The organism is Gordonia zhenghanii (assembly GCF_021738965.1).
Classification (GTDB): domain Bacteria; phylum Actinomycetota; class Actinomycetes; order Mycobacteriales; family Mycobacteriaceae; genus Gordonia; species Gordonia zhenghanii.
Genome location: NZ_JAKKOQ010000006.1, coordinates 38,853 through 59,760 on the forward strand (window position 1 = coordinate 38,853; position 20,908 = coordinate 59,760).

At 66.2% G+C, this 20,908-nt stretch carries 22 protein-coding genes; 14 read left to right on the forward strand and 8 right to left on the reverse strand.

Going from position 1 to position 20,908, the window contains the following annotated elements:
* The first annotated feature begins 36 nt into the window (after positions 1-36).
* The 4 genes from L5G32_RS06925 to L5G32_RS06940 all read left to right on the forward strand — a co-directional run bounded on the left by L5G32_RS06925 (position 37) and on the right by L5G32_RS06940 (position 4,284).
* Positions 37-1,374 carry an MlaD family protein gene (locus L5G32_RS06925; protein WP_372491659.1) on the forward strand — a complete coding sequence of 446 codons (1,338 nt, stop codon included), beginning with the start codon at positions 37-39 and terminating at the stop codon, positions 1,372-1,374.
* Entirely contained in the window at positions 1,374-2,798 is a 1,425-nt protein-coding gene (locus L5G32_RS06930; RefSeq protein ID WP_237010302.1) for an MCE family protein, read from the forward strand. The genes L5G32_RS06925 and L5G32_RS06930 overlap by 1 nt, the downstream gene beginning before the upstream one ends.
* 155 nt (positions 2,799-2,953) lie before the next feature.
* The gene (locus L5G32_RS06935; protein ID WP_237010303.1) at positions 2,954-3,655 is read left to right on the forward strand and encodes an Rv1363c family protein; all 702 of its coding nucleotides are present in this window, start codon (positions 2,954-2,956) and stop codon (positions 3,653-3,655) included.
* Entirely contained in the window at positions 3,655-4,284 is a 630-nt protein-coding gene (locus L5G32_RS06940) for a hypothetical protein (RefSeq protein ID WP_237010304.1), read from the forward strand. Before L5G32_RS06935 ends, L5G32_RS06940 begins: the two co-directional genes overlap by 1 nt.
* A gap of 108 nt (positions 4,285-4,392) precedes the next feature.
* Here L5G32_RS06940 and L5G32_RS06945 read toward each other — a convergent pair whose 3' ends face one another.
* Both L5G32_RS06945 and L5G32_RS06950 read right to left on the reverse strand, forming a co-directional pair.
* Positions 4,393-5,850: an aldehyde dehydrogenase gene (locus L5G32_RS06945; RefSeq protein ID WP_237010305.1), complete on the reverse strand. Its 1,458-nt coding sequence runs from the start codon at positions 5,848-5,850 to the stop codon at positions 4,393-4,395.
* Positions 5,851-5,935: 85 nt separating this feature from the next.
* A complete protein-coding gene (locus L5G32_RS06950; RefSeq protein WP_237010306.1) occupies positions 5,936-6,241 on the reverse strand; it encodes an antibiotic biosynthesis monooxygenase family protein in 306 nt (101 codons plus the stop codon).
* A gap of 90 nt (positions 6,242-6,331) precedes the next feature.
* Here L5G32_RS06950 and L5G32_RS06955 point away from each other — a divergent pair, with 90 nt between their 5' ends.
* On the forward strand, positions 6,332-7,120 hold the full coding sequence (locus tag L5G32_RS06955; RefSeq protein ID WP_237010622.1) for an alpha/beta fold hydrolase: 789 nt from the start codon (positions 6,332-6,334) through the stop codon (positions 7,118-7,120).
* Positions 7,121-7,133: 13 nt separating this feature from the next.
* Here the strand turns inward: L5G32_RS06955 and L5G32_RS06960 are convergent, their stop codons facing one another.
* On the reverse strand, positions 7,134-8,033 hold the full coding sequence (locus L5G32_RS06960) for an HhH-GPD family protein (protein ID WP_237010307.1): 900 nt from the start codon (positions 8,031-8,033) through the stop codon (positions 7,134-7,136).
* Here L5G32_RS06960 and L5G32_RS06965 point away from each other — a divergent pair.
* On the forward strand, positions 8,032-8,679 hold the full coding sequence (locus tag L5G32_RS06965; protein ID WP_237010308.1) for a carbonic anhydrase: 648 nt from the start codon (positions 8,032-8,034) through the stop codon (positions 8,677-8,679). The two genes, L5G32_RS06960 and L5G32_RS06965, sit on opposite strands and share 2 nt — an antisense overlap.
* 81 nt (positions 8,680-8,760) lie before the next feature.
* Entirely contained in the window at positions 8,761-9,498 is a 738-nt protein-coding gene (locus tag L5G32_RS06970; protein WP_237010309.1) for a hypothetical protein, read from the forward strand.
* 55 nt (positions 9,499-9,553) lie between these two features.
* Here the strand turns inward: L5G32_RS06970 and disA are convergent, their stop codons facing one another.
* Entirely contained in the window at positions 9,554-10,651 is a 1,098-nt protein-coding gene (gene disA, locus L5G32_RS06975; RefSeq protein WP_237010310.1) for a DNA integrity scanning diadenylate cyclase DisA, read from the reverse strand.
* Positions 10,652-10,719: 68 nt separating this feature from the next.
* Between disA and L5G32_RS06980 the strand changes: the two genes are divergently transcribed.
* Positions 10,720-11,238, forward strand: a complete 519-nt coding sequence (locus L5G32_RS06980; protein WP_237010311.1) for a PaaI family thioesterase — start codon at positions 10,720-10,722, stop codon at positions 11,236-11,238.
* A 24-nt stretch (positions 11,239-11,262) separates the two neighbouring features.
* On the opposite strand, the gene radA is transcribed toward L5G32_RS06980, so the two are convergent.
* Together radA and L5G32_RS06990 are read right to left on the reverse strand one after the other, a co-directional pair.
* A complete protein-coding gene (radA, locus tag L5G32_RS06985; protein WP_237010312.1) occupies positions 11,263-12,645 on the reverse strand; it encodes a DNA repair protein RadA in 1,383 nt (460 codons plus the stop codon).
* 124 nt (positions 12,646-12,769) lie between these two features.
* On the reverse strand, positions 12,770-13,465 hold the full coding sequence (locus tag L5G32_RS06990) for a copper-binding protein (RefSeq protein ID WP_237010313.1): 696 nt from the start codon (positions 13,463-13,465) through the stop codon (positions 12,770-12,772).
* 217 nt (positions 13,466-13,682) lie between these two features.
* Here L5G32_RS06990 and L5G32_RS06995 point away from each other — a divergent pair, with 217 nt between their 5' ends.
* From L5G32_RS06995 to L5G32_RS07020, 6 genes are all read left to right on the forward strand, one after another.
* Positions 13,683-14,171, forward strand: a complete 489-nt coding sequence (locus L5G32_RS06995) for a CarD family transcriptional regulator (protein ID WP_237010314.1) — start codon at positions 13,683-13,685, stop codon at positions 14,169-14,171.
* A gap of 2 nt (positions 14,172-14,173) precedes the next feature.
* A complete protein-coding gene (gene ispD / locus L5G32_RS07000) occupies positions 14,174-14,827 on the forward strand; it encodes a 2-C-methyl-D-erythritol 4-phosphate cytidylyltransferase (protein ID WP_237010315.1) in 654 nt (217 codons plus the stop codon).
* 28 nt (positions 14,828-14,855) lie between these two features.
* Entirely contained in the window at positions 14,856-15,320 is a 465-nt protein-coding gene (gene ispF / locus L5G32_RS07005) for a 2-C-methyl-D-erythritol 2,4-cyclodiphosphate synthase (RefSeq protein WP_237010316.1), read from the forward strand.
* A gap of 11 nt (positions 15,321-15,331) precedes the next feature.
* Positions 15,332-16,726, forward strand: a complete 1,395-nt coding sequence (gene cysS / locus L5G32_RS07010; protein ID WP_237010317.1) for a cysteine--tRNA ligase — start codon at positions 15,332-15,334, stop codon at positions 16,724-16,726.
* Positions 16,727-17,683 (forward strand): 23S rRNA (guanosine(2251)-2'-O)-methyltransferase RlmB, encoded by a 957-nt coding sequence (gene rlmB, locus L5G32_RS07015; RefSeq protein WP_237010318.1) that lies wholly within the window; start codon positions 16,727-16,729, stop codon positions 17,681-17,683.
* A gap of 154 nt (positions 17,684-17,837) precedes the next feature.
* Entirely contained in the window at positions 17,838-19,199 is a 1,362-nt protein-coding gene (locus tag L5G32_RS07020; protein WP_237010319.1) for a phosphatase PAP2 family protein, read from the forward strand.
* Here L5G32_RS07020 and rarD read toward each other — a convergent pair.
* Positions 19,196-20,134 carry an EamA family transporter RarD gene (gene rarD / locus L5G32_RS07025; protein ID WP_237010320.1) on the reverse strand — a complete coding sequence of 313 codons (939 nt, stop codon included), beginning with the start codon at positions 20,132-20,134 and terminating at the stop codon, positions 19,196-19,198. The two genes, L5G32_RS07020 and rarD, sit on opposite strands and share 4 nt — an antisense overlap.
* On the reverse strand, positions 20,131-20,874 hold the full coding sequence (locus tag L5G32_RS07030) for a LamB/YcsF family protein (protein WP_237010321.1): 744 nt from the start codon (positions 20,872-20,874) through the stop codon (positions 20,131-20,133). Before L5G32_RS07030 ends, rarD begins: the two co-directional genes overlap by 4 nt.
* Positions 20,875-20,908 lie beyond the last annotated feature (34 nt).

A 20,908-nucleotide genomic window follows, 5' to 3' on the forward strand; every position in this document is an offset into this window, starting at 1 on the left:
CGCACACGGAGACACCGGGATCTGGGACACCGGGGTCTGGGACACCGGGGACAGGCGCCCAGAGGAACGGCTCCCAAAGGAAGGGGTCGCCGTCGTGTCGCCTGCCTCGCCGCAGGCGTACTCCTGCTCGCCCCCGTCGCGGCGTGCGGAACCGGGCCGGTGTCGACTCTCTCGTCGATCGGCGCCCAAGGAACCGGGGACGGCGCATACACGATCAACGCGTTGATCCCGACGGCGTCCGGCCTGGTCGTGAATGCCCCGGTCATGATCAAAGACGCAACCGTCGGAAGCGTCGGTGACATCAAGATCAAGGACTGGAGCGCCGAGATCACGTTGCGACTCGAGAAGGGGGTCGAGGTTCCGGCCGGTTCGCACGCCATGATCGGAATGACCAGCGTTCTCGGCTCCGCGCATATCGCGATCGTCCCGCCGGACGAGCCGACCGGCCAGAACCTAGCTCCCGGCGGGAGCCTGGCGCTGCCGAACTGTCCCGAGCAGAAGAACATCGCCGCGCCGGAAGGTAAACCGGTCGCCGACATCAACTCGGCGCAGCAGGTCGAAGCGTGCATGTATCCCACCACCGAGCAGGTCTTGAGCTCGCTGTCCGTGGTGCTCAACGGAGGCGGCCTCTCGCAGGTCGGCGACGTCGTGCACGAGTTGAGCCAGGTGTTCGGCGACAACGACGACGAGCTGCGCACCCTGATCCCGCGACTGAGCACTCTGGTGAACGACTTGAACGGGCAGACCGGGAACATCATCTCGGCGATGGAGGGTCTCGATCGTCTGTCTGCGGCCATCAACGACCAGACACCGACCGTTGAGCGGGCTCTCGAGTCGGGACCGGAGATCCTTCAACTCCTCGTCGATCAGCGCAAGAATCTGACGACTGCACTCGACAACGTCGGGAATCTCTCGTCGACGGTCAACGACGTCCTCGACGAGAACACGAAGGACATCGAGACGATCGTGCCGAACCTGCGCAAACTGCTCGAACAGTTGGCGCAGACCGGTCCTGCGCTCTCGAACTCGCTGCGGATCCTGCTCACCTTCCCGTTCATCGAGGAGAACATCCCGACGATCGTGAAGGGTGACTACGTCAACTCCGATCTGGTCCTGGACCTGACGTGGAATCGCCTGAACAAGTCGATGATCACGTCGTTGTCGACGGGGCCCGAAGGCGTCGTCGGCAAACCCGCAGCAGGCGCCAAACGCGGAACGAACCCGTTCACGTCGCCGCTGAAACCGGGAGTCACGACGAAGAAGCCCAAGGACCCCGCCAACCCGACGCCGTCGGAGCTGACGCCGAGCGCTAAGAAGCCCGCGGCCAGCACCAAGGCCCCGGCCTCGACCTCGAAGAAGAACGGAGCGAACTGATGAAGATCACCGGGTTCGTCCGTATGCAGCTCATCATCTTCTCCATCGTCTCGGTGATCTCGCTGCTCGCAGTGGCGGTGTTCTACATCCGAATCCCGCAGATGTTCGGGATCGGGTCGTACAACGTGACGGTGTCGATGCCGACGACCGGTGGGCTCTACCAGAATGCGAATGTCGCATTTCGCGGCGTGAACGTCGGCAAGGTCGGCAGTGTGAAGCTGACCAGTGACGGTGTCGTCGCCGAACTGACGATCGACTCCGGCACCGACATCCCGGCGAACTCGTCTGCCGCGGTCCGCAGCGTGTCTGCCGTCGGTGAGCAGTACGTCGACTTCATCGCACCGGAGTCGCCGTCGACCGAGGTGCTGACCGAAGGCGCCGACGTCCGCACCGAGGACGTGCCGATCGAGATCTCGACGATGCTCGACCAGGCCGACGCGTTGTTGGCCGAGGTCGGGGACGCTCGTGTCCGTGAAGTGATGGACGAGGCGTTCACCGCGTTCAACGGAACCGCGGACGATCTCGCGCGAATGATGGACTCGATGGTGTTGTTTGTGGGCGCCTTCCACAAGAACGTCGACGTCGCGGTCGATCTGGTCCGTCAGGCCGGACCGCTGCTGGCGACGCAGACCAAGACTGCGTCAGAGATCCGGTCGTGGACAGCGGACCTCACGAAGGTCACCGACCAGTTGCGAGCCAGCGATCCGGACATCACCGATATTCTCGCGAAGGGCCCAGGGGTCGCGAACCAGGCGCAGGACCTCTTCGACGACATGGGGCCGAGCTTCATCTCCGGAATGGGGAACCTCCAGGTCGCCGCGCAGACCATGCGAATCTATCTGCCCAACCTGCGCCAGACTGTCGTCCTGTACCCGCGAGTGCTGTCGGCGCTGATCACCGCGATCAACACCGGATCGAGCAGACACGGTCCGAACGTGAGCTTCGGTCTCGGTTTCCAGGACCCGCCGACGTGTTCGGTCGGCTTCGTGCCACCGGATCAGTGGCGGTCGCCTGCCGAGACGACCGCACAGGACCTGCCGCCGGGCATGCTGTGCCGCCTGCCTCAGGACGCGCAGTCGTCCGTTCGCGGCGCCCGCAACTTCCCGTGCGTCGAGTTCCCCGGTCGGCGAGCGCCGACGCCGGAGGAGTGCCGAACCGGCTACGTGCCGTCCGAACGCGACAACGTCGCACTTCCCAACGGCTTCCCCGGGACGGACCTTCCGAAACAGCCCGCGGGGTACGTCGTTCCGGGTACTCCTACCGATCACGACCCGACGCCGGCCACTTACGGCACCACGTACGATCCGGAGACGGGAAAGTTCATCGGGCCGGACGGCAAGACGTACTCGACCCAGAACAGCACCGATAACCGCAACCAGAAGACGAAATGGTACGAACTGATCACGAAGACGGTGGAATCCTGAATCCCTCGGGCGACGACGAGCGTAAGGCTTCGATAGAGCGGTCGAGTCCCCTCTCTCGTCGCCGGAAGCCCGGCAGACGTGACGGCACCCGTGAAAAACCGGCAGATCGTGAAGGGCCGGTCACGTCTGAGGAGGGTACTGAGCCTGACGAAGCGGTGAATGCGGACGAGGCGGCGACCGAACAGGCCGCTGTCGAGAAGCCCGGTTCCGACGCCCTCGATGCTGATTCCGTTGCGGTCGAAAGTGATTCGACCTCGGCCAGCGATTCCGAGGACGCGATATCGGCGGACGATCGTGGGCGCGGGGTCTCCTATCGAGATCGCCGCCCGTCGGTGAAGGCTCCGGTCGGGTCGGGGCGCTCGTCGTCCAAGACAATGCTGATCGCTGTCGGCACCGCGCTCGGTGCGATCGTCTTGGTCGCCGCGATCGTGGTGAGCATCGTGTTCATGGTGGCGTCGGCACGCATCGACGACGAGCGCGAGCTGCGCGCGAACTACGACCAGTTCGCTCAGGAAGTGGTCGTCAAACTGACCACCCTGAACAAAGAGAACGCCGACTCGATGCTCGACTTCATGAACAAGCACACGAGCGGTCGCGCGCTGCAGCAGATGCGTGAGTCGATGAAGCAGGCGACCGATCTGATCCGCGAAGACGACATGAAGACCAAAACGACGGTCGTCGCGTCGGCGGTCGAGAACGCCGACGAGGACGCAGGTTCGGTCCTCGTCGTGTTCGTGTGGGAGAGCACGGCGCCCGAGGCCCCGGACAAGCCGGTGATCGAGACGTTCCGTTCGCGGATCGACATCACCCGGATCAACGGAGACCTGAAACTGACGAATTACGAGTGGGTGGGCTGATGAGCAGAAAGCTACGATTGCTGCTCGCCGGCGGCGGACTACTGGTCGTCGTCGCAGTGGCACTGGCCGTGGTCACCGGCGTTCGCTACTGGAGCATGAACGCCGAGGAGTCCGCTCGAGACTCCGCGGTGCAGGCCGCGCAGGAGCACACGCTCACCATGTTCGGGCGTGACCCCAAGAACGTGTCGGAGAACATCAACAAGACGATGGGTTTCCTGACGGGCTCGGCCAAGCAGGAGATGCAGAAGAACGTCACCGAGCACAAGATCGCGGAGACGGTGAAGAAGGACAAGATCGTCACCGTCGCCAAGGTCGAAGGCGCAGGCGCCATGGAGAACACCCGTGACACCGCGAAGGTGTTGATCTACCTCAATCTGTCGACATCGCGGAACACGAACACAGAGGAAGTCCAGATCGACCAGAGTCGCATCGTGTACGACATGGTCAAACGTGACGGCGAATGGTTGATCAGCACCATCGACATCCTTACCGACGACTCGCTGGCCTCGCGCGTTCAGCAGTCCGACGGGCCTGTCCCTTCGGGCGCAGTTCCGATCCCCTCGGGGACTCCGTCACCGGGGACGTCAGCGTCACCGGGTACTTCAACGCCGGCGCCTGCCACGCCGTAGCGCCGGCCCAACCAGGTCAGTGCAGAAGAATCCAGTTCAGAAGGGGCGTATCGAGACCGTGGTCTCGATACGCCCCTTCTGAACTGTGGTCTTGGCCCGAGAGCAGGTTCAGTTGCTCGTGTAGCCCATCGGCATCACGACGGCCTTGTGCTCGAGGTAGCTCTCGAGCCCCTCCCTGCCGTTCTCGCGGCCGATACCGGACTTCTTGTAGCCGCCGAACGGCGATGCGGGGTCGATCGAGTACCAGTTGATGCCGAACGTTCCCGTTCGGATCTGCTTGGCGACTTCGAGTCCCTTGTCGATGTCCTGCGTCCACACCGAGCCGGCGAGGCCGTAGTCGGAGTCGTTGGCGACGGCGATCGCTTCGTCGAGGTCGTCGTAGGCGATGACGCTGATGACCGGGCCGAAGATCTCTTCACGGGCGATCGTCATGTCGTTGGTGACGCCGGTGAAGATGGTCGGGCCGATGAAGTTGCCGGTGCCGACGCTCGGGGCCTGGACCTCGAGCACTGCGGTGGCGCCTTCCTCCTTGCCCTTCGCGATGTACGCGGCGACCTTCTCATGCTGCTTGGAATTGATGATCGGGCCGACCTTGGTCTCCGGATCGTCGGGCATTCCCGGCGTGAAGGTCGAAGCGACGGCGACCATCGCGTCGACGATCTCATCGTGGCGCGAGCGGGGCACGAGCACGCGCGTCTGGGCGACGCACGCCTGGCCTGCATTGAGGAGACCGGAGAAGATCAGCATCGGCGCGCTTGACTCGATGTCGGCGTCGTCGAGGACGATTGCGGCCGACTTTCCGCCGAGTTCGAGGGAGTAGCGCTTGAGCTGTTCGCCGCAGCGCGAGGCGATCTGCTGGCCAGCCCGCGTGGAGCCGGTGAAGGTGATCTTGTCGACGTCCGGATGCTCGACGAGGGCCTGTCCGGTCTCGACTCCACCGGGGACGATGGAGACGACGCCTTCGGGGACGCCTGCCTCGGTGAAGATCTCGGCGAGGACGTTCGCATTCAGCGGTGTCTCGGGTGCGGGCTTGAGAACGATCGAGCATCCGGCGGCGAGCGCAGGTCCGAACTTGTTGCAGAAAAGGAACAGCGGAACGTTCCATGCGATGATCGCGCCGACGACTCCGACGGCCTCGTGGAGCACCTGGGTCTCGCCGAAGATACCGGTCCGAGTCTCCTCCCACGTGTACTCGTCGGCAGCATCGGCGTACGCGCTCAGGCAGGCGGTGCCTGCGAATTGTTGGATGGTCGCGACGTCTGCGGGCGTCGCGCCCATCTCGGCGGACAAGAGTTCACTCAGTTCGGTCCCGCGCTCGTTGATCAACTCGACGGCGCGGCGGATCACTGCAGCTCGTTGGGCCGGAGGCGTGTTTCGCCACACCCCGGAATCGAAGGATTCGCGGGCGGCTCGGACCGCAGCGTCGACGTCGGTCGCGTCGGCGTTCGGGACCGACCCGATCTTGTCTCCGCTTGCGGGCGAGAAGACCTCGAGCACTTCGGTCGAGTGCGGGTCCACCCACTTTCCGCCGATGTACAGCTTGGTGATCTCGATCGGGTCGGTCATGCGTGCTCCTGATGCGTCGAGGGGTTTTCCTCGATACTAGAGCACGATGTAGAACACGTTCTAGAAACTGGGCACGGAATCTCGGTCAGGCGGTCGGCGCGACGTCGATGACGACCTCGAACTCGAGGAGTTCGGCTCCGGAAGCGACGGGCTTCTTGTCGCTCTTGTGTGCTGCGCGTGCATCGCCGCCCGCCCATGCGTGATAGCTGTCCTCGTCCTCCCACTGGGTGACGACGAAGTATCGGTCGTCGCCCTTCACCGGGCGGAGGAGCTGAAATCCGAGGAACCCGGCAGCGCCGTCGACGACACCCGCACGAGCGGCGAACCGCTTCTCCAGTTCTTCGCCTGCGCCTTCGGGGACACTGATCGCGTTGATCTTCACAATTGCCATGCCGCCGAGGCTACGCGGGGCGACGCGGAGCCGATAGGGTCGTTCGTTGTGAACTCGGACCCGATCCACGCATCGTCGTCGTACGACGTGATGGCGACGTCCGACGTCGGTCTCCTCGATCACGGCGGGCTCGACGTCGCGGACGGTGGATTCGGGGCAATAATCCTGGTCCACGGGCTGATGGGGCGCGGTCGTACCTGGCGTCGACAGGTGCCGTGGCTGCGGCGCTACGGCCGGGTGTTCACCTTCGACGCGGCCAATCATCAAGGCGCCGACGCCGTCGACCCGTCGGACACCTCGACGGAGCGGTTCGTCGCCGACCTCGCCGAGATCATCACCTGGATCGACCGGGGGCCCGCGGTGCTCGTCGGGCACTCGATGGGCGGACTGCACTCTTGGTGCACCGCGGCCGCCTATCCGGAATTGGTGTCGGCGCTCGTCGTCGAAGACATGGCCCCCGACTTCCGCGGTAGGACGACGGGGACGTGGACACCGTGGTTCGCCAGTTGGCCTGACCGGTTTCCCGACTTAGCCGCCGCGGTCGACATGTTCGGCGACGTCGCAGGCCGCTACTTCTACGAGGCGTTCGACGACGGTCGCCTGCACGGGTCGCTCGCCGTGTGGACTGAGATCGCGCAGGAGTGGGCCGTTCGGCACTTCTGGGACCAGTGGGAAGCCGTCGACATTCCCGTTCTTCTGGTGGAGGCAGGCTTCTCAGTGACGCCGCCGGGGCAGATGTCCGAGATGGCGAGTCGCAGGCCGGGGGCCTCCTACCTGCGAGTGGACGGCGCCGGGCATCTCGTGCACGACGATGCGCCGGGCGTCTTCCGGGGCGCCGTCGAGGCGTTCTTGAGTGAGCTCGCAGCGCGGGGGGCCTGAGGCGGGCAGGCAGCTAGCGAGACTCTCCGGCCAGACAGAACAGTCCGTCGTCGGTCACTTCGATCAGACCGTCGACCAGCAGTGAATCGAGGGCGCGAGCCCGCTGGCCCGGATCTCGTTCCCATGCGAGGTCGAGCGCGGAGCGTTCCACCGGGCCGGACGTGCCGCGCAGAACGTCGAGGAGACGTCCGCGCGCCTGACGATCGGTGCCCTCGAACTTCTGCACCCTCCGGGCAGGCCGATCGTGCTGCGGACGGCCGAGGCGCACCCAGTCGCACGTCGGCTCCAACGGGCACGCTTCGCACCGGGCTTCACGAGCAGTGCAGACCAGAGCGCCCAGTTCCATCAGCGCGGCGCTGAACGTCGGTGTCTCCGGGGTAGGCGATCCGTCGTCGGCGAGCGGGAACAGCGCCTGTGTCTCGGCCAGGTCGCGTCGCGCAGGGCTGCCAGGATGCTGGCGGCCGTGGACGGCGCGAGCCACCACACGTCGTACGTTGACGTCGACCACCGGCACCGACTGTCCGTACGCGAAACAGGCGACGGCGCGAGCCGTGTAGTCGCCGATGCCCGGAAGTGTCAACAGGGTGTCGACGTCCGACGGCACGACGTCGTCGAACCGCTCGGCGAGTACACGGGCGCACTCGTGCAAGCGCATCGCGCGACGTGGATAGCCGAGCTTTCCCCAGGCTCTGACTACCTCTCCGACCGATTCGACGGCCATGTCTGATGGCACGGGCCAACGCTGAACCCACTGGGTCCACGGTTCGACGACCCGCGACACCGGAGTCTGCTGGAGCATGACCTCGCTGATCAGGATCTGCCAACCGGTCACGCCCGGTTCGCGCCAGGGAAGCTGTCTGTGGTGCGCCCTGAACCAGGCGATGATCGTGGGCGGTGGCACACTGTCAGACATGGAGAATCTCACCCCGGCTCAAGCATGGGCACACCTCAAAGAAGGCAATAAGCGTTTCGTCGAGAGTCGCCCCATTCATCCGAGCCAGGGTATCGCCGACCGTGAAGCCCTCGTCGGTGGGCAGTCTCCGCAGGTCGTCCTCTTCGGCTGCGGTGACTCTCGACTTGCCGCCGAGATCATCTTCGACCAGGGACTCGGCGACATGTTCGTCGTCCGCACCGCGGGGCACGTCCTCGACCAAGCCGTGCTCGGGACCATCGAGTACGGGGCCGACATCCTCGACGTCCCGCTCATCGTCGTTCTCGGACACGACCAGTGCGGTGCTATCGGCGCGACGCTCGACGCGTTGGACAACTTGAACCTGCCCAACGGCTACGTCCGCACCATCGTGGAGAAGGTCGCGCCGAGTATTCTCCTCGGCCGAGCCGAAGGCCTCACGGCGTACTTCGAGTTCGTCACCAGGCACGTCCAGGAGACGACGCAGCTCCTCATGCAGCGCAGCCTGAAGATCGCTGAACGCGTCGAAGCGGGCGAACTCGCGATCGTGGGTCTGAGCTATCGCCTCGAAGACGGTCAAGTGAACCTCGTCGAGGTGATCGGCGACATCGGGGAGAAGCTCGAAACGCAGCCGGGGAATGCACAATAGCCGGGATCGCCCGAGAAGAATCTGCCGACACGCCGACGGTGACGACGTCGATCGCGCGGTTGCGGCGATACCGTTGCAACCGTGATCGAACCACAGGGACCGCTGCCTCCCGAGGTGTATTGGCGACGCCGACTCCTCGCGATCGTCGGTGGCGTGGTCGCCGTCATTGTGGTGATCGCCCTGATCGTTTGGGCGGGCAGTTCGTCCGACGACGGCTCCGATCCCACGAACGCTGCTGCAACGGATTCGGCGTCGCAGACGCCGAAGGCTCCGGCGCCCGCTCCGTCGTCGTCGAGTCAGGAGCCTGCGCCGAGCAGTGAAGCTCCGAGTGGAGGCGGTGAGCACGGAGCGGGCGGAGATCCGAGCGAGTCGTCGGCCGCGCCGACCAGCGACGCATCCGCGCCGATTGAGAACCTGTGCCCAGACCAGAGCCTCTCGGTCGTCCTCTACACCGACAAGCCGACGTACACGCAGGGCGACCAGCCGGTGTTCACGATCGTGACCACCAACGGCTCCCTCGCCGCCTGCAACCGTGACCTCGGAAAGAACGCGCAGAACGTGATCGTCCGATCGCTCGACGGCGCCCGCACCCTGTGGTCGGCGCAGGACTGCGCGCCCGACAAAGCCGTCAACGTCCAACTCCTCGAGCCGGGTCAGCAGGTCAGCGACGACACGACGTGGTCGGGCACCACGAGCAGCCCCGGCTGCAAGAAGCCCCGCCAACAGATTCCGGCAGGCGCGTACCAGGCGATCGCCAAGGTAGGCGAGAAGGAATCGGCGCCCATCACGTTCAACGTGGTCAAACCGGCCCAGCAGTAATCGGGTCGAGTGCTCTCGGGGTGGTCGAAGCAGCCCGGTCAGTCGAAACGTTCTGTCAGTCGAAACGTTCCAGGCTGCTCTCGGCCAGTCTCGAGAGTCCTTCGCGGATATGGCGAGCCCAGATGCTGCCGATGCCTTCGACCGCCTCGAGATCGGCCGCACTGCACGCGAGCAGCGCCTGAAGGGTGCCGAAGTAGCGGACCAGGCGATCGACGTGAGCGAACTGCAGACGCGAGATGCGCGCGAGCAAGCGATAACCGCGCGGACTCATCGACGTGTCCTGCGCTTCGATCGTCGTCGGATAACCGAACGCACCGGCGAGCATCGTGAGGTCGAGTAGATCGGCGTCCGACAGGCTCTCGACGGCTTCCAGGATCTGACGGGCCTGTTCGGGGCCGGCAGGCTCCGGACTCGCGTGGTAATCGCGGACCAGTAGTTCGCGCATCGTGTCGTTGTCGCTGATCAACTCCTCGAGCTGCAGCGAGACCTGCCGTCCGTTGACGCCGAGCTCGAGGACGTACTCCTCGATCTCCACGGACACGCGGCGCACCATCTCCATTCGCTGTGCCGCGCTCATCGCATCGCGCAGCAACACGTAGTCTTCGATCTCGGCACGCGAGAGCTGCGCGCTCACCTCGTCCAGTCTCGACTTGTATCGCTCGAGGGTCGAGAGGGCGACGTTCGCGCGCGAGAGGATCGCATCGGGATTCTCCACCACTCGACGTTGACCGTCGACGTAGACGCTGACGATCGACATCGACGCGCTCACCACGATCACCGGCACCCGCATCTGGATCGCCGTGCGTTCGCCTGCGCGATGCCGAGTCCCCGACTCCTCGGTCGGAATGGAGGGGTCGGGAACGAGTTGGACGTTTGCGCGGACGATGCGCCGACCGTCCGCCGACAGCACGACGGCCCCGTCCATCTTCGCGAGTTCACGCAGCCGGGTCGGTGCGAACTCGACGTCCAGGTCGAAGCCGCCGTCGCAGATCCGCTCCATGTCGTCGTCATAGCCCAGAACCACGAGTGCGCCCGTGCCTCCGCGCAGAATCCGCTCGAGGGAGTCGCGCAAGGCAGTGCCGGGGGCGACGCGTCGCAGAGTCTCCCGAGTCATGTCGACACGGACCGCATCGAGCGCCGATGTGTCGTTCATCGCAGCACGCACCTCTCGCACGAAGACGGTTACCGGTCGGCACCGGACCACGACTAGCGTAGCTGTGCGTGAAGCACGTTTTCCTGCCGCCCGCAGACCTCGAACCACTGACCCGCCACCCGAAGGCCGCGGCACCAGGCCAGCACATCGATCTGCATCACAGCACGTGCTTCGGCTGCGGCGTCGACGCTCCCCGCGGACTGCACCTGAAAGTCCTCGCGGGCGAAGGGCTCACCACCGACGCGCAGATGCCGGTTCTGGACTGGATGCAGGGCGGTCCGGGAGTCATCCACGGCGGTGTGCTGTCCGCCGCGTTCGACGAGGTGATGGGCACGTCGCCGTTGCTCGTCGGAAAGCCGGTCGTGACCGCCCACCTGGAGATCGACTACGCCAAGCCGATTCCGTTGGGGTCCACCCTGTACTTCCACGCGCGGATCCTCGGCCGACAGCGTCGGAAGATCTACATCGAGGCGTTCGCGCACCTGGGCGACCCGCAGGAGCGGGTCGCGGGCGCGCACTCGGTGTTCGTCATCATCGACGTCGAGGCACACTTCGCCGACTACTACGACAAGCGAGTGGTCCTTTAGCGGTGCTTCCCGTTCGGTCGGGCGTCAGAACGGTGCGTCGACAGGCTGCAGTCGGCGGCGTTCGAGCGCGCCGACCGCGTCGGCGAGACTCGCCACCTTGGTGATGCGGATGCCCTTCGGGAGTTCCTCGTCGCTGCCCGCCGGAATGATCGCGTGCCGGAAACCGAGCCGCTTCGCCTCGGCCACACGGCGTGCCGTCGACGAGACCCGACGGATCTCGCCTGCCAGCCCGACCTCGCCGATCGCCACGGTCGTCGACGGGACCGGTCGATCCGACGCCGACGAACCGATGGCGAGGAAGATCGCCAGATCGGCTGCGGGCTCGGTGACCTTCATCCCGCCGACAGTCGACGCGTAGACCTCGTGTTTACCGGTCGATATCTTCGCGTGTTTCTCGGCGACTGCCAGCATCATCGCGACGCGGGCGGAATCGAGCCCGGAGACCGCACGACGCGGCGACGGCATCTCGCTCTTGTTCAGCAACGCCTGGATCTGCCCGACCATTGCCCGCCGACCGTCCATCGCGACTAACGCGACGCTGCCCGGCACATCGGTCGGATGCTCATGGACGAAGATGCCGGACGGATCGGACACCTCGTGGATGCCGTCCGAACGCTGCTCGAAACAGCCGACCTCGTCCGACGGGCCGAACCGGTTCTTGATGCCGCGCACCATGCGCAGCGACGAATGACGGTCGCCCTCGAACGCCAGCACTACGTCCACCAGATGCTCGAGCGAACGCGGGCCCGCGACGTTGCCGTCCTTCGTGACATGCCCGACCAAGACCACCGCGATCCCACTCGTCTTCGCCAGGGAGACGAGTGCCGTTGTGACGGCGCGGATCTGGGTCACACCACCGGTCACCCCGTCGACGCCGGTCGCGACGAGCGTCTGTACCGAGTCGACGATCAACAGGCTGGGACGGACCTCGTCGACGTGGCCGAGGACCGTCGCCAGGTCGGTCTCAGCCGCGAGGAAGACGTTCTCGTGGACCGCACCGGTGCGTTCGGCGCGAAGCCGAACCTGCCCGGCCGACTCCTCGCCGGTGACGTACAGGGCGATGCGCCCCTGCGCAGCCCATTGCTTGACGGTCTCCAGCAGAAGCGTTGACTTGCCGACGCCCGGCTCACCAGCCAGCAGCACGACAGAACCGGGGACGATGCCCCGCCCGAGGACCCGGTCGAATTCGGCGATACCGATCGGCGTCGCACTCGACGTTCCCGCGTCGACGTCGGTGATGCGGCGCGCGGGGCTGCGCGGGACCACCGATGTCGTGCCGGCGGCGGCAGGCGCAGGCGCGCCCTCCTCGATCGACCCCCACTCGCCGCAGTCGGGGCAACGGCCGACCCACTTGGACACCTGGTGCCCGCACGCCGTGCACCGGAAGACTGCCTTCGCTTTCGCCACGCACCGAACTCTATGCGGAGGCTCCGACAATCGACAGCCGTGGCGCACGAGCCCGTGGACAACGCGAGAGCGCCTCCCCCGTAGAACCGGGGGAGACGCTCACTGAAGCTCTGGTCTGGACGGGTCAGTGACCCGATTCCTCGCCCTGGACGTCGCGGACCACGTCGGCACGCTCCTTGAGGGTTCCGGCGTCCACCGGGGTCTGGACGGTGAGGCTCTTCTCACCGATCTTCTTGCCTGCCAGATCGAGCACGTCGAACTTGAAGGTGATGGGGGCGGTGAGGCCCGCGCGCACCGACTTCGCGTTGGTCAGGGTCGCGGTGAAACGCTCGATGTCGGCAGCCTGCGCCGCCGAGGTGTCGACGTTCGCGGGGACGCCCGCCAGCAAGTTGTCGCCGGGCCCGAGCACGCGTGGGCCGGACTCCGGGCCGGTGTACTCGGCCTTGGGCTCGGTGAGCGAGACCGACGATCCTTCCGGACCGATGAGTTCGACGAACTTGACCTTGCGGGTGACGCTGTCGTTGGAGACCAGGAACGAGATGTCGAACGGTCCGCCGTCGGCGAACGTCTTGTCGGTGTTCTCGACCGGGTACACGATCTGAACGTTGCGCACCGAGATCTGGCCGTTGCGCAGTTCGTCGCCGTCGCGCATGTCCGGGTCGAGGGCGACCGATCCGGCCGAGCCGTTGACGGCGGGGAGCTGGTTGGTCGTCTGCGCGATCTTGCCTGCGCCGCAGGCCGCAGAGCCGAGGGCGATCGCGGCGCCGAGCGCACCGACGACGGTGGCCTTGGCCAAACGGCCGGTAGTCCGATTGAGCACTGACACCTTTTCCTCCGGGTGGTCGTCGCGCTGTCCGCCGGATGCGAACGCTCACTACGCAGCGTAGTGGTGTCGACCCGGAAAAGTTCGCCCGGGTCTGTCGATAATACTGGCGAATTATAGCCCGACCGCCGTGAACATGTGTTGACCTGCACCGTTGGAAAGGCGGTCAGTGGGTGGGTGTTACACTGGTAACACTCGAAAGGGGCAGGGAACATTGAATTTCAAAGTTGGCGACACCGTTGTGTACCCCCATCACGGTGCTGCTCGGATCGACGACATCGTCGTTCGGACCATCAAGGGTGAAGAAGTCGAATACCTGGTCCTGAAGGTCGCAGACGGCGACATGACAGTGCAGATCCCCTCGAGCAAGCTCGACTATGTCGGCGTGCGCGACGTGGTCGGCGAAGAGGGGCTCGGCGAGGTTTTCCAGGTGCTCCGTGCACCGAACGTGGAGGAGCCTACGAACTGGGCGCGCCGGTTCAAGGCAAACCAGGAGAAGTTGAACTCGGGCGACATCATCAAGGTCGCCGAGATCGTTCGCGACCTGTGGCGTCGTGAACAGGATCGTGGACTGTCAGCAGGTGAGAAGCGGATGATGACCCGTGCGCGTCGCGTATTGGTCGACGAACTCTCGCTCGCTCGGAACACCGATGACGAGAAGGCCGACAGCATCCTCGACGAGATCTTGGCTGCAGCGTCCTGACAATGCACGGTCGGCCACGCGTGGCCGTATTGATTCCCGCCGCAGGCATGGGCACCCGACTGGGTGAAGCCCAGCCCAAGGCGTTCGTAGAGGTCGGCGGAGTGACGCTGCTGGAACGCAGCGTCGCCGCCGCCCGCGAATCCGGGGTGGTCGACGAGATCGTCGTCGCCGTCCCGGAATCCCTCGCAGACAGCGCGCATCGGCTCGTGCCGGATGCGCGAATCGTCGTCGGCGGGGCGCAACGAAGCGACTCGGTGCGCGCGGCGCTCGCCGCGTCAGACGCCGCGCTGATTCTCGTCCACGATGCGGCTCGCGCGCTGACGCCGCCATCACTGTTCGCCGATGTCGTCGCCGAACTGTGCGATGGCGCCCCGGCGGTCGTTCCGGGAACACCCGTCGCCGACACCCTCAAACGAGTCGACTCCACATCCGGAGTCGTCGACACGGTGGACCGAGACATGTTGCGCGCCATCCAGACTCCGCAAGGCTTCGCTGCGGACGTGCTGCGGGCCGCGCACGCCGGATCCGGCGACGCGACCGACGACGCCGGGCTCGTCGAAGCCGCAGGCGTCGCAGTGAAAGTGATCCCCGGCGATGCGATGGCGTTCAAAGTGACCACCCCGTTCGACCTTCGCCTGGCGCGACTGCTCGCCTGAATCGGATACGAGAGAAGGAGACGCCCTCATGCGTGTGGGAATCGGCACGGACGTTCACCCGATCGAACCCGGCCGCGACTGCTGGCTGGCCGGACTGCGCTTCGACGACGCCGACGGCTGCTCCGGCCACTCCGACGGCGACGTCGGGGTGCACGCACTGTGCGATGCGCTGCTGTCCGCTGCGGGCCTCGGGGACCTCGGCGTCGTGTTCGGCGTCGACCGCCCCGAATGGCGGAACGTGACCGGTGCCGCGATGCTCACACACGTCGCGTCGTTACTCGACGCCGCAGGGTTCTCGCCGGCCAACGCCGCTGTCCAGGTGATCGGCAATCGGCCCCGAATCGGTCCGCGTCGCGCCGAGGCTCAGGACGTTCTCTCGGGCCTTCTCGGAGCTCCCGTGTCGGTGTCGGCGACGACGACCGACGGTCTCGGACTCACCGGGCGCGGCGAAGGCGTCGCCGCAGTGGCTACCGCACTGCTGGTCCTCAAGTAGAATCCCAGGCCGTGACGCTCAACCTGTACGACACCGCATCGCGCGAGGTCCGCGAATTCGTTCCCCTGCGACCAGGGACGGTCGGCGTGTACCTGTGCGGCGCCACTGTGCAGGGCGTCCCGCACATCGGGCACGTCCGAAGCGGTATCGCATTCGACGTTCTGCGACGATGGCTCGCCCACCGGGGATACGACGTGTTGTTCGTCCGGAACGTCACCGACATCGACGACAAGATCCTGCGCAAGGCCGCCGACGCCGACCGGCCATGGTGGGAGTGGGCAGCCACCCACGAGCGCGCGTTCACCACGGCGTACGACGCGCTGGGCGTCCTCCCGCCGTCCGCCGAGCCGCGCGCCACCGGCTTCATCACGCAGATGGTCGACTACATGCAGCGGTTGATCGACCGCGACCACGCCTACGTCGCCGATGGCAACGTCTACTTCGACGTCCGCAGCCTGCCCGAGTACGGGAGCCTGTCCGGGCACAAGCTCGACGATGTCCACCAGGGCGAGAGCGCGGGCACCGGAAAACGTGACCCGCGCGACTTCACACTCTGGAAAGCCGCCAAGCCCGGCGAGCCGTCGTGGCCGACCCCGTGGGGCGACGGCAGGCCCGGATGGCATCTGGAGTGCTCGGCGATGGCCACGTCACTCCTCGGCGGCGAATTCGACATCCATTGCGGCGGCATGGATCTGGTGTTTCCGCACCACGAGAACGAGATCGCGCAGAGTCACGGCGCAGGCGACGGTTTCGCGCGCTACTGGCTGCACAACGGCTGGGTGACGATGGGTGGCGAGAAGATGAGCAAGTCGCTCGGCAACGTCGTCGCCATCCCGGCGATGCTCGAGAAGGTGCGGCCCGTGGAACTGCGCTACTACCTCGGCAGCGCTCACTACCGTTCGATGCTCGAATACACCGACGCCGCGCTGCACGAGGCCGCGGTCGGGTACCGGCGCATCGAATCGTTCGTCCAGCGAGTGGCCGACCGGGTAGGCGACGTCGCGGTGGGCGAGGTGACCGACGAGTTCGCTGCGGCACTCGACGACGACCTCGCCGTCCCCGCGGCCCTCGCCGCCGTCCACAACGCAGTCCGTGAGGGCAACACCGCTCTCGAATCGGGAGATGCCGCGTCGGCGTCGGCGATCGCCGGGTCGGTGCGCGCGATGACGGCGATCCTCGGTACCGACCCCCTTGACGACCACTGGTCGGCGAGCGGTACGGACGAGGCGTCGACCGCGGCCCTCGACGTGCTGATCGGAGCCGAACTGGAACGTCGTGCTGCCGCACGCGCAGCCAAAGACTGGCCAGTCGCCGACGAGGTGCGTGATCGGCTCGCGGCAGCGGGCGTCGAAGTGACCGATACCCCCGACGGCGCCCAGTGGGCGCTGAAGACGAAGGACTCCTAGATGGCCGGCAATTCGCAACGTAAAGGCGCAGTCCGGAAGACGGGCAGTAAGAAGGGGCAGACCGCCGGATCCGGCGGTCAGCGCCGGCGCGGACTCGAAGGGCGCGGCGCGACGCCGAAGGCCGAGGACCGGGTCTACCACGCGAAGCACAAGAAGGCGAAGGCCGCCGAGCGGTCGTCGACCGGCCGTCCGCGCACCACGCGGAAGTCCGATGACGGGCCCGAGTACGTGCTCGGCCGCAACCCGGTCGTCGAATGCCTCCGCGCCGATGTCCCGGCGACGGCGTTGTACGTGCAGACCGGGCTCGACGCCGACGACCGGGTGCGCGAAGCAGTGCACACCGCGGGCGACCGCGGCATCTCGATCCTCGAAGTCGGCAGGCCCGAACTCGATCGGATGTCGCCGAACGGGATGCACCAGGGGCTCGCGCTCCAGGTGCCCGAGTACAAGTACGCCCACCCGGACGATCTGATGGCGGACGCGCTTGCATCGTCGTCGCAGCCGTTGCTGGTGGCACTCGACAACATCACCGACCCGCGGAACCTCGGCGCGGTGGTCCGCTCGGTCGCCGCGTTCGGTGGGCACGGTGTCCTGATCCCGCAGCGTCGGAGCGCGGGCGTCACGGCCGTCGCGTGGCGGACGAGTGCGGGCGCGGCAGCGCGGCTGCCCATCGCGCAGGCGCCGAACCTGACTCGAACCCTGGTCGCGTGGGCGAAGGCCGGCGCTCAGATCGTCGGCCTCGACGCGGGCGGCGACGTCACGCTCGACGAGTACGACGGCACCGGTCCGGTCGTGGTCGTCGTCGGATCGGAGGGCAAGGGTCTGTCCCGTCTCGTCCGGGAGACGTGCGACTCGGTCCTTTCGGTGCCGATGGCCGGTGACGTCGAGAGCCTCAACGCGTCCGTCGCAGCGGGCGTCGTGCTCGCCGAGTTCGCCCGTCAGCGACGTCAGGTCTAGCTGACGAGCGTGCCGCAGTATGCCGGTCTATGCCATGGGATTTCGTCGTATATCGGGCGAATCGTCATGCCGGGGCGTCCTGCGGGCGTCGACTGAATGACAGACGCGTCACAGGATTCTAGAAATTCAGCGTTTGTTCATTAACCTGTAAGCCGTGTTACACCAAGCGCAGCCGGGGTTCTTCGATCGCGTGCGTCGTCTGACGTCGCGACGAGTCGAACTCGGCGTGCGCGGATGGTGGGCGGTCGTCCTCGTCCTCGTAGCGTTCGTCGTCGTCATCCAGTGCGTCGCACTGGTCTACGGCATCCGCGGACCGGTGGACCTATTGGCCCATGACTTCGTCGGCCGTCCCGGCATCGGCGAGATCAAGATGGCGGGGCTGCTGCTGGCGCTCGTCTGCATGCCTGCTCGTCTGCGGTGGTGGATGCTCGGCGGCGTCGTGCTGCTCGAAGGCGTCTGGAACCTGCAGCGACTGATCGTCGGAGACCCGGCCACCGTCGGCAACGGCATCCTCTTCGGGCTCGTCGGCACCGGACTGTACGCGTTCTGGAGACTCCGCGGCGACGATAAGTCGGCGACGCTGAAAGCGGTCGGACTCGGCTTGATGATGCCGATCATGGGGCGCGTCGGCGACGCGTGGCTGGTGTTGTCGGCCAAAGCGAACGCGAAGGTCCTCGACGAGTACGTCGAGGTGGCCGACCGGGCACTCGGCTCACCGTCATGGGTGATCGGCCGCATCGTGTCCGACAGCGCGGCGCTCACTGAAGTGCTGAGCAAGGTGTACGTCTATCTGCCGGTCGGTGCGGCGATCATCGCGTTCTTCCAACTGCGCCATGTGGCGCGCGAGGGTTTTCCGCGCCATCACATCGTCCGCACGTTCCTGGTGATCGGCATGGTCGGTCCGATCATCTACTTCATCTTCCCGGTGGTCGGCCCGACGTACGCTTTCGGCCACGAGCAGTTGGGGTCGGGCTGGGTGGACGTCTGGCCGTGGGTCACACCTGACATCACCGAGCCCGTCGCCGCATATTTCAATCAGGGCATCGCGCGGAACTGCATGCCCAGCCTGCACACTGCGTGGGCGACCTGCATCCTCCTGCACGGTCTGCGTGGCTCGACGGCCTCGAAGATATTCGGCTCGGTGTGGTTCGTCTGCACGATCGCCGCGACCCTCGGGTTCGGCTTCCACTACGCGATCGACATCCTCGCAGGCATCGTGTTCACCCTGACTCTCGAAGCCGCGTTGACACGTCCGGAACTCGGCTGGACGCGACTGCGGATGGGGGTCGTCGGTGCGGGTGCGGTGGTCTTCGCCGGACTGCTGTTGGTCACCCGCCTCGCCGCGGTCCCGTTGTCGACGAGCGGCGCCGGGGGAGCGGTCCTGCTTCTGGCGCCGGTCCTGATGATGGCGGTGGCCTTCCTGTTCGTCGAGCGGCCCGAACTGCTGTCGGTGGGGCAACGACCTGGCGGTCCGACGATGCCGCCGCGCCTGTTCCGCGAACGGTCGCGCGCCTAGCCGTCGCGGTCGGTGCCTGCTCGTGAACGGCGCCGCGACGCTGTGACGTTCCACAGGCTGTCGGTCGTCAGCAGGATCAGCGCGACCCAGACGATCCCGAATCCGATCCAACGTTCGGTCGGGAGGTGCTCGTCGAGCACGAACACCGCGCACAGGAGTTGGACGACCGGGGTGACGAACTGGATCAGTCCGACGGTGACGAGCGGGATGCGTCGAGCCGCTGCGGCGAAGAACAGTAGCGGGACGGCGGTCGCGACGCCGGACAGCGCGAGCAGTGCGGCATGTCCGGCGCCGTGATCACCGAAGTCCAAGCCGCTCGATGTGCCGGCGAGGATCGCGAAGATCACCAGCGCGGGAGGTGTCAGGATCGCGGTCTCCAGCGTCAGACTGTGCAGCGCGGGAAGGCGGGCTCCGACCTTGTTCTTTGCGAGACCGTATCCGGCGAACGAGAAGGCGAGAGCCAATGCCGTGATCGGGATCGCTCCGCCCGCGATCGCCAGGTAGAGGCCCGCGACGACGCCGACGGACACCGCGGCCCATTGCAGCGGCCGGAGCCGTTCACGGAGGACGACGACGCCGAGCGCGACGGTCACGAGTGGGTTCAGAAAGTAGCCGAGAGCGGCGTCGCTGGTATGCCCGGAAGTGACTGCCGCGACGTACACGACCCAGTTGGTCGCGATCAAGAAGGCCGCGATCGTCACGCCAGCCAACAGTCGGCGCTGACCGCGCAGGCGAGCGATCCACGTCCAGTCCCGCATGATCGCCAACACGACGACGCACAACAGCAGGGTCCACACGATTCGGTGGGCGAGGATCTCCCATGGCCCGGTCGGTCGCAGCGCGTCGAAGAAGAGTGGGAACAGACCCCAACTGCCGTAGGCCGCGAAACCCGCGATGACGCCGCGAGTCGATTGCGGGACGATTCGCGGCGTCATCGCGCGCGTACGTCGATATTCGCAGCTGCCAACGACTTCCGTACTGCACGTGCGTGCTCAAGCGCCCCCGGAGTATCGCCGTGCAGGCATACCGACGTCGCGTCGGCGTCGATCATCGATCCGTCGACTGCGGTGACGGCTCCGGTCCGTGCGAGTGTCACGACACGGTCGGCGATCGTCTGGGAGTCGTGCAGCAGCGCGCCGGGTTCGGTCCGGGGCACCAGTGTCCCCTCCGGTGTGTAGCCGCGGTCGGCGAACGCCTCGGTGATGACCGGAACGCCGGCGTCGAGCGCGAGTCTCTGAGCAACGGAACCGGGCAGGCACATCAACGGCAGACCGGCCTTCGTGACGGCGTCGACCACGGCCCTAGCCTGTTGCTCGTGGTGCACGACGGCGTTGTACAGCGCCCCGTGCGGCTTCACGTACTCGACGGTGCCGCCGACGGACTCGGCCAGCGCGCGGAGCGCGCCCACCTGGTAGAGGACGTCCGCGATCAAGTCTTCAGTCGTCACGTCCATGAACCGTCGTCCGAAGCCGGACCGGTCCGGGTAGGAGACCTGCGCGCCGATCCGGACGCCCGAGTCGACAGCCTTCGCGCAGGTGTCACGCAGGATGGTCGGGGTGCCCGCGTGGAAGCCGCACGCGATGTTGGCGCTGCTGATGAGCGGAATGATCGCCGCATCGTCGCCGACGCCTTCCCCGAGGTCGGCGTTGAGGTCGATGACGGCGGTTGGACCCATGGGCTCAAGCCTAATCCCGTCCGTTCTGCGGACG

Bases quoted from the DNA above. Each gene is read 5' to 3' on its own strand.
- L5G32_RS06930 (WP_237010302.1), top strand. From the start codon at position 1,374: ATGAAGATCACCGGGTTCGTCCGTATGCAGCTCATCATCTTCTCCATC.
- L5G32_RS06960 (WP_237010307.1), bottom strand. From the start codon at position 8,033: ATGTCTGACAGTGTGCCACCGCCCACGATCATCGCCTGGTTCAGGGCG.
- L5G32_RS06950 (WP_237010306.1), bottom strand. From the start codon at position 6,241: ATGGCAATTGTGAAGATCAACGCGATCAGTGTCCCCGAAGGCGCAGGC.
- L5G32_RS07030 (WP_237010321.1), bottom strand. From the start codon at position 20,874: ATGGGTCCAACCGCCGTCATCGACCTCAACGCCGACCTCGGGGAAGGC.
- L5G32_RS06940 (WP_237010304.1), top strand. From the start codon at position 3,655: ATGAGCAGAAAGCTACGATTGCTGCTCGCCGGCGGCGGACTACTGGTC.
- disA (WP_237010310.1), bottom strand. From the start codon at position 10,651: ATGAACGACACATCGGCGCTCGATGCGGTCCGTGTCGACATGACTCGG.
- rarD (WP_237010320.1), bottom strand. From the start codon at position 20,134: ATGACGCCGCGAATCGTCCCGCAATCGACTCGCGGCGTCATCGCGGGT.
- ispF (WP_237010316.1), top strand. From the start codon at position 14,856: ATGCGTGTGGGAATCGGCACGGACGTTCACCCGATCGAACCCGGCCGC.
- L5G32_RS06955 (WP_237010622.1), top strand. From the start codon at position 6,332: ATGGCGACGTCCGACGTCGGTCTCCTCGATCACGGCGGGCTCGACGTC.
- L5G32_RS06965 (WP_237010308.1), top strand. From the start codon at position 8,032: ATGGAGAATCTCACCCCGGCTCAAGCATGGGCACACCTCAAAGAAGGC.
- L5G32_RS06945 (WP_237010305.1), bottom strand. From the start codon at position 5,850: ATGACCGACCCGATCGAGATCACCAAGCTGTACATCGGCGGAAAGTGG.
- ispD (WP_237010315.1), top strand. From the start codon at position 14,174: ATGCACGGTCGGCCACGCGTGGCCGTATTGATTCCCGCCGCAGGCATG.
- rlmB (WP_237010318.1), top strand. From the start codon at position 16,727: ATGGCCGGCAATTCGCAACGTAAAGGCGCAGTCCGGAAGACGGGCAGT.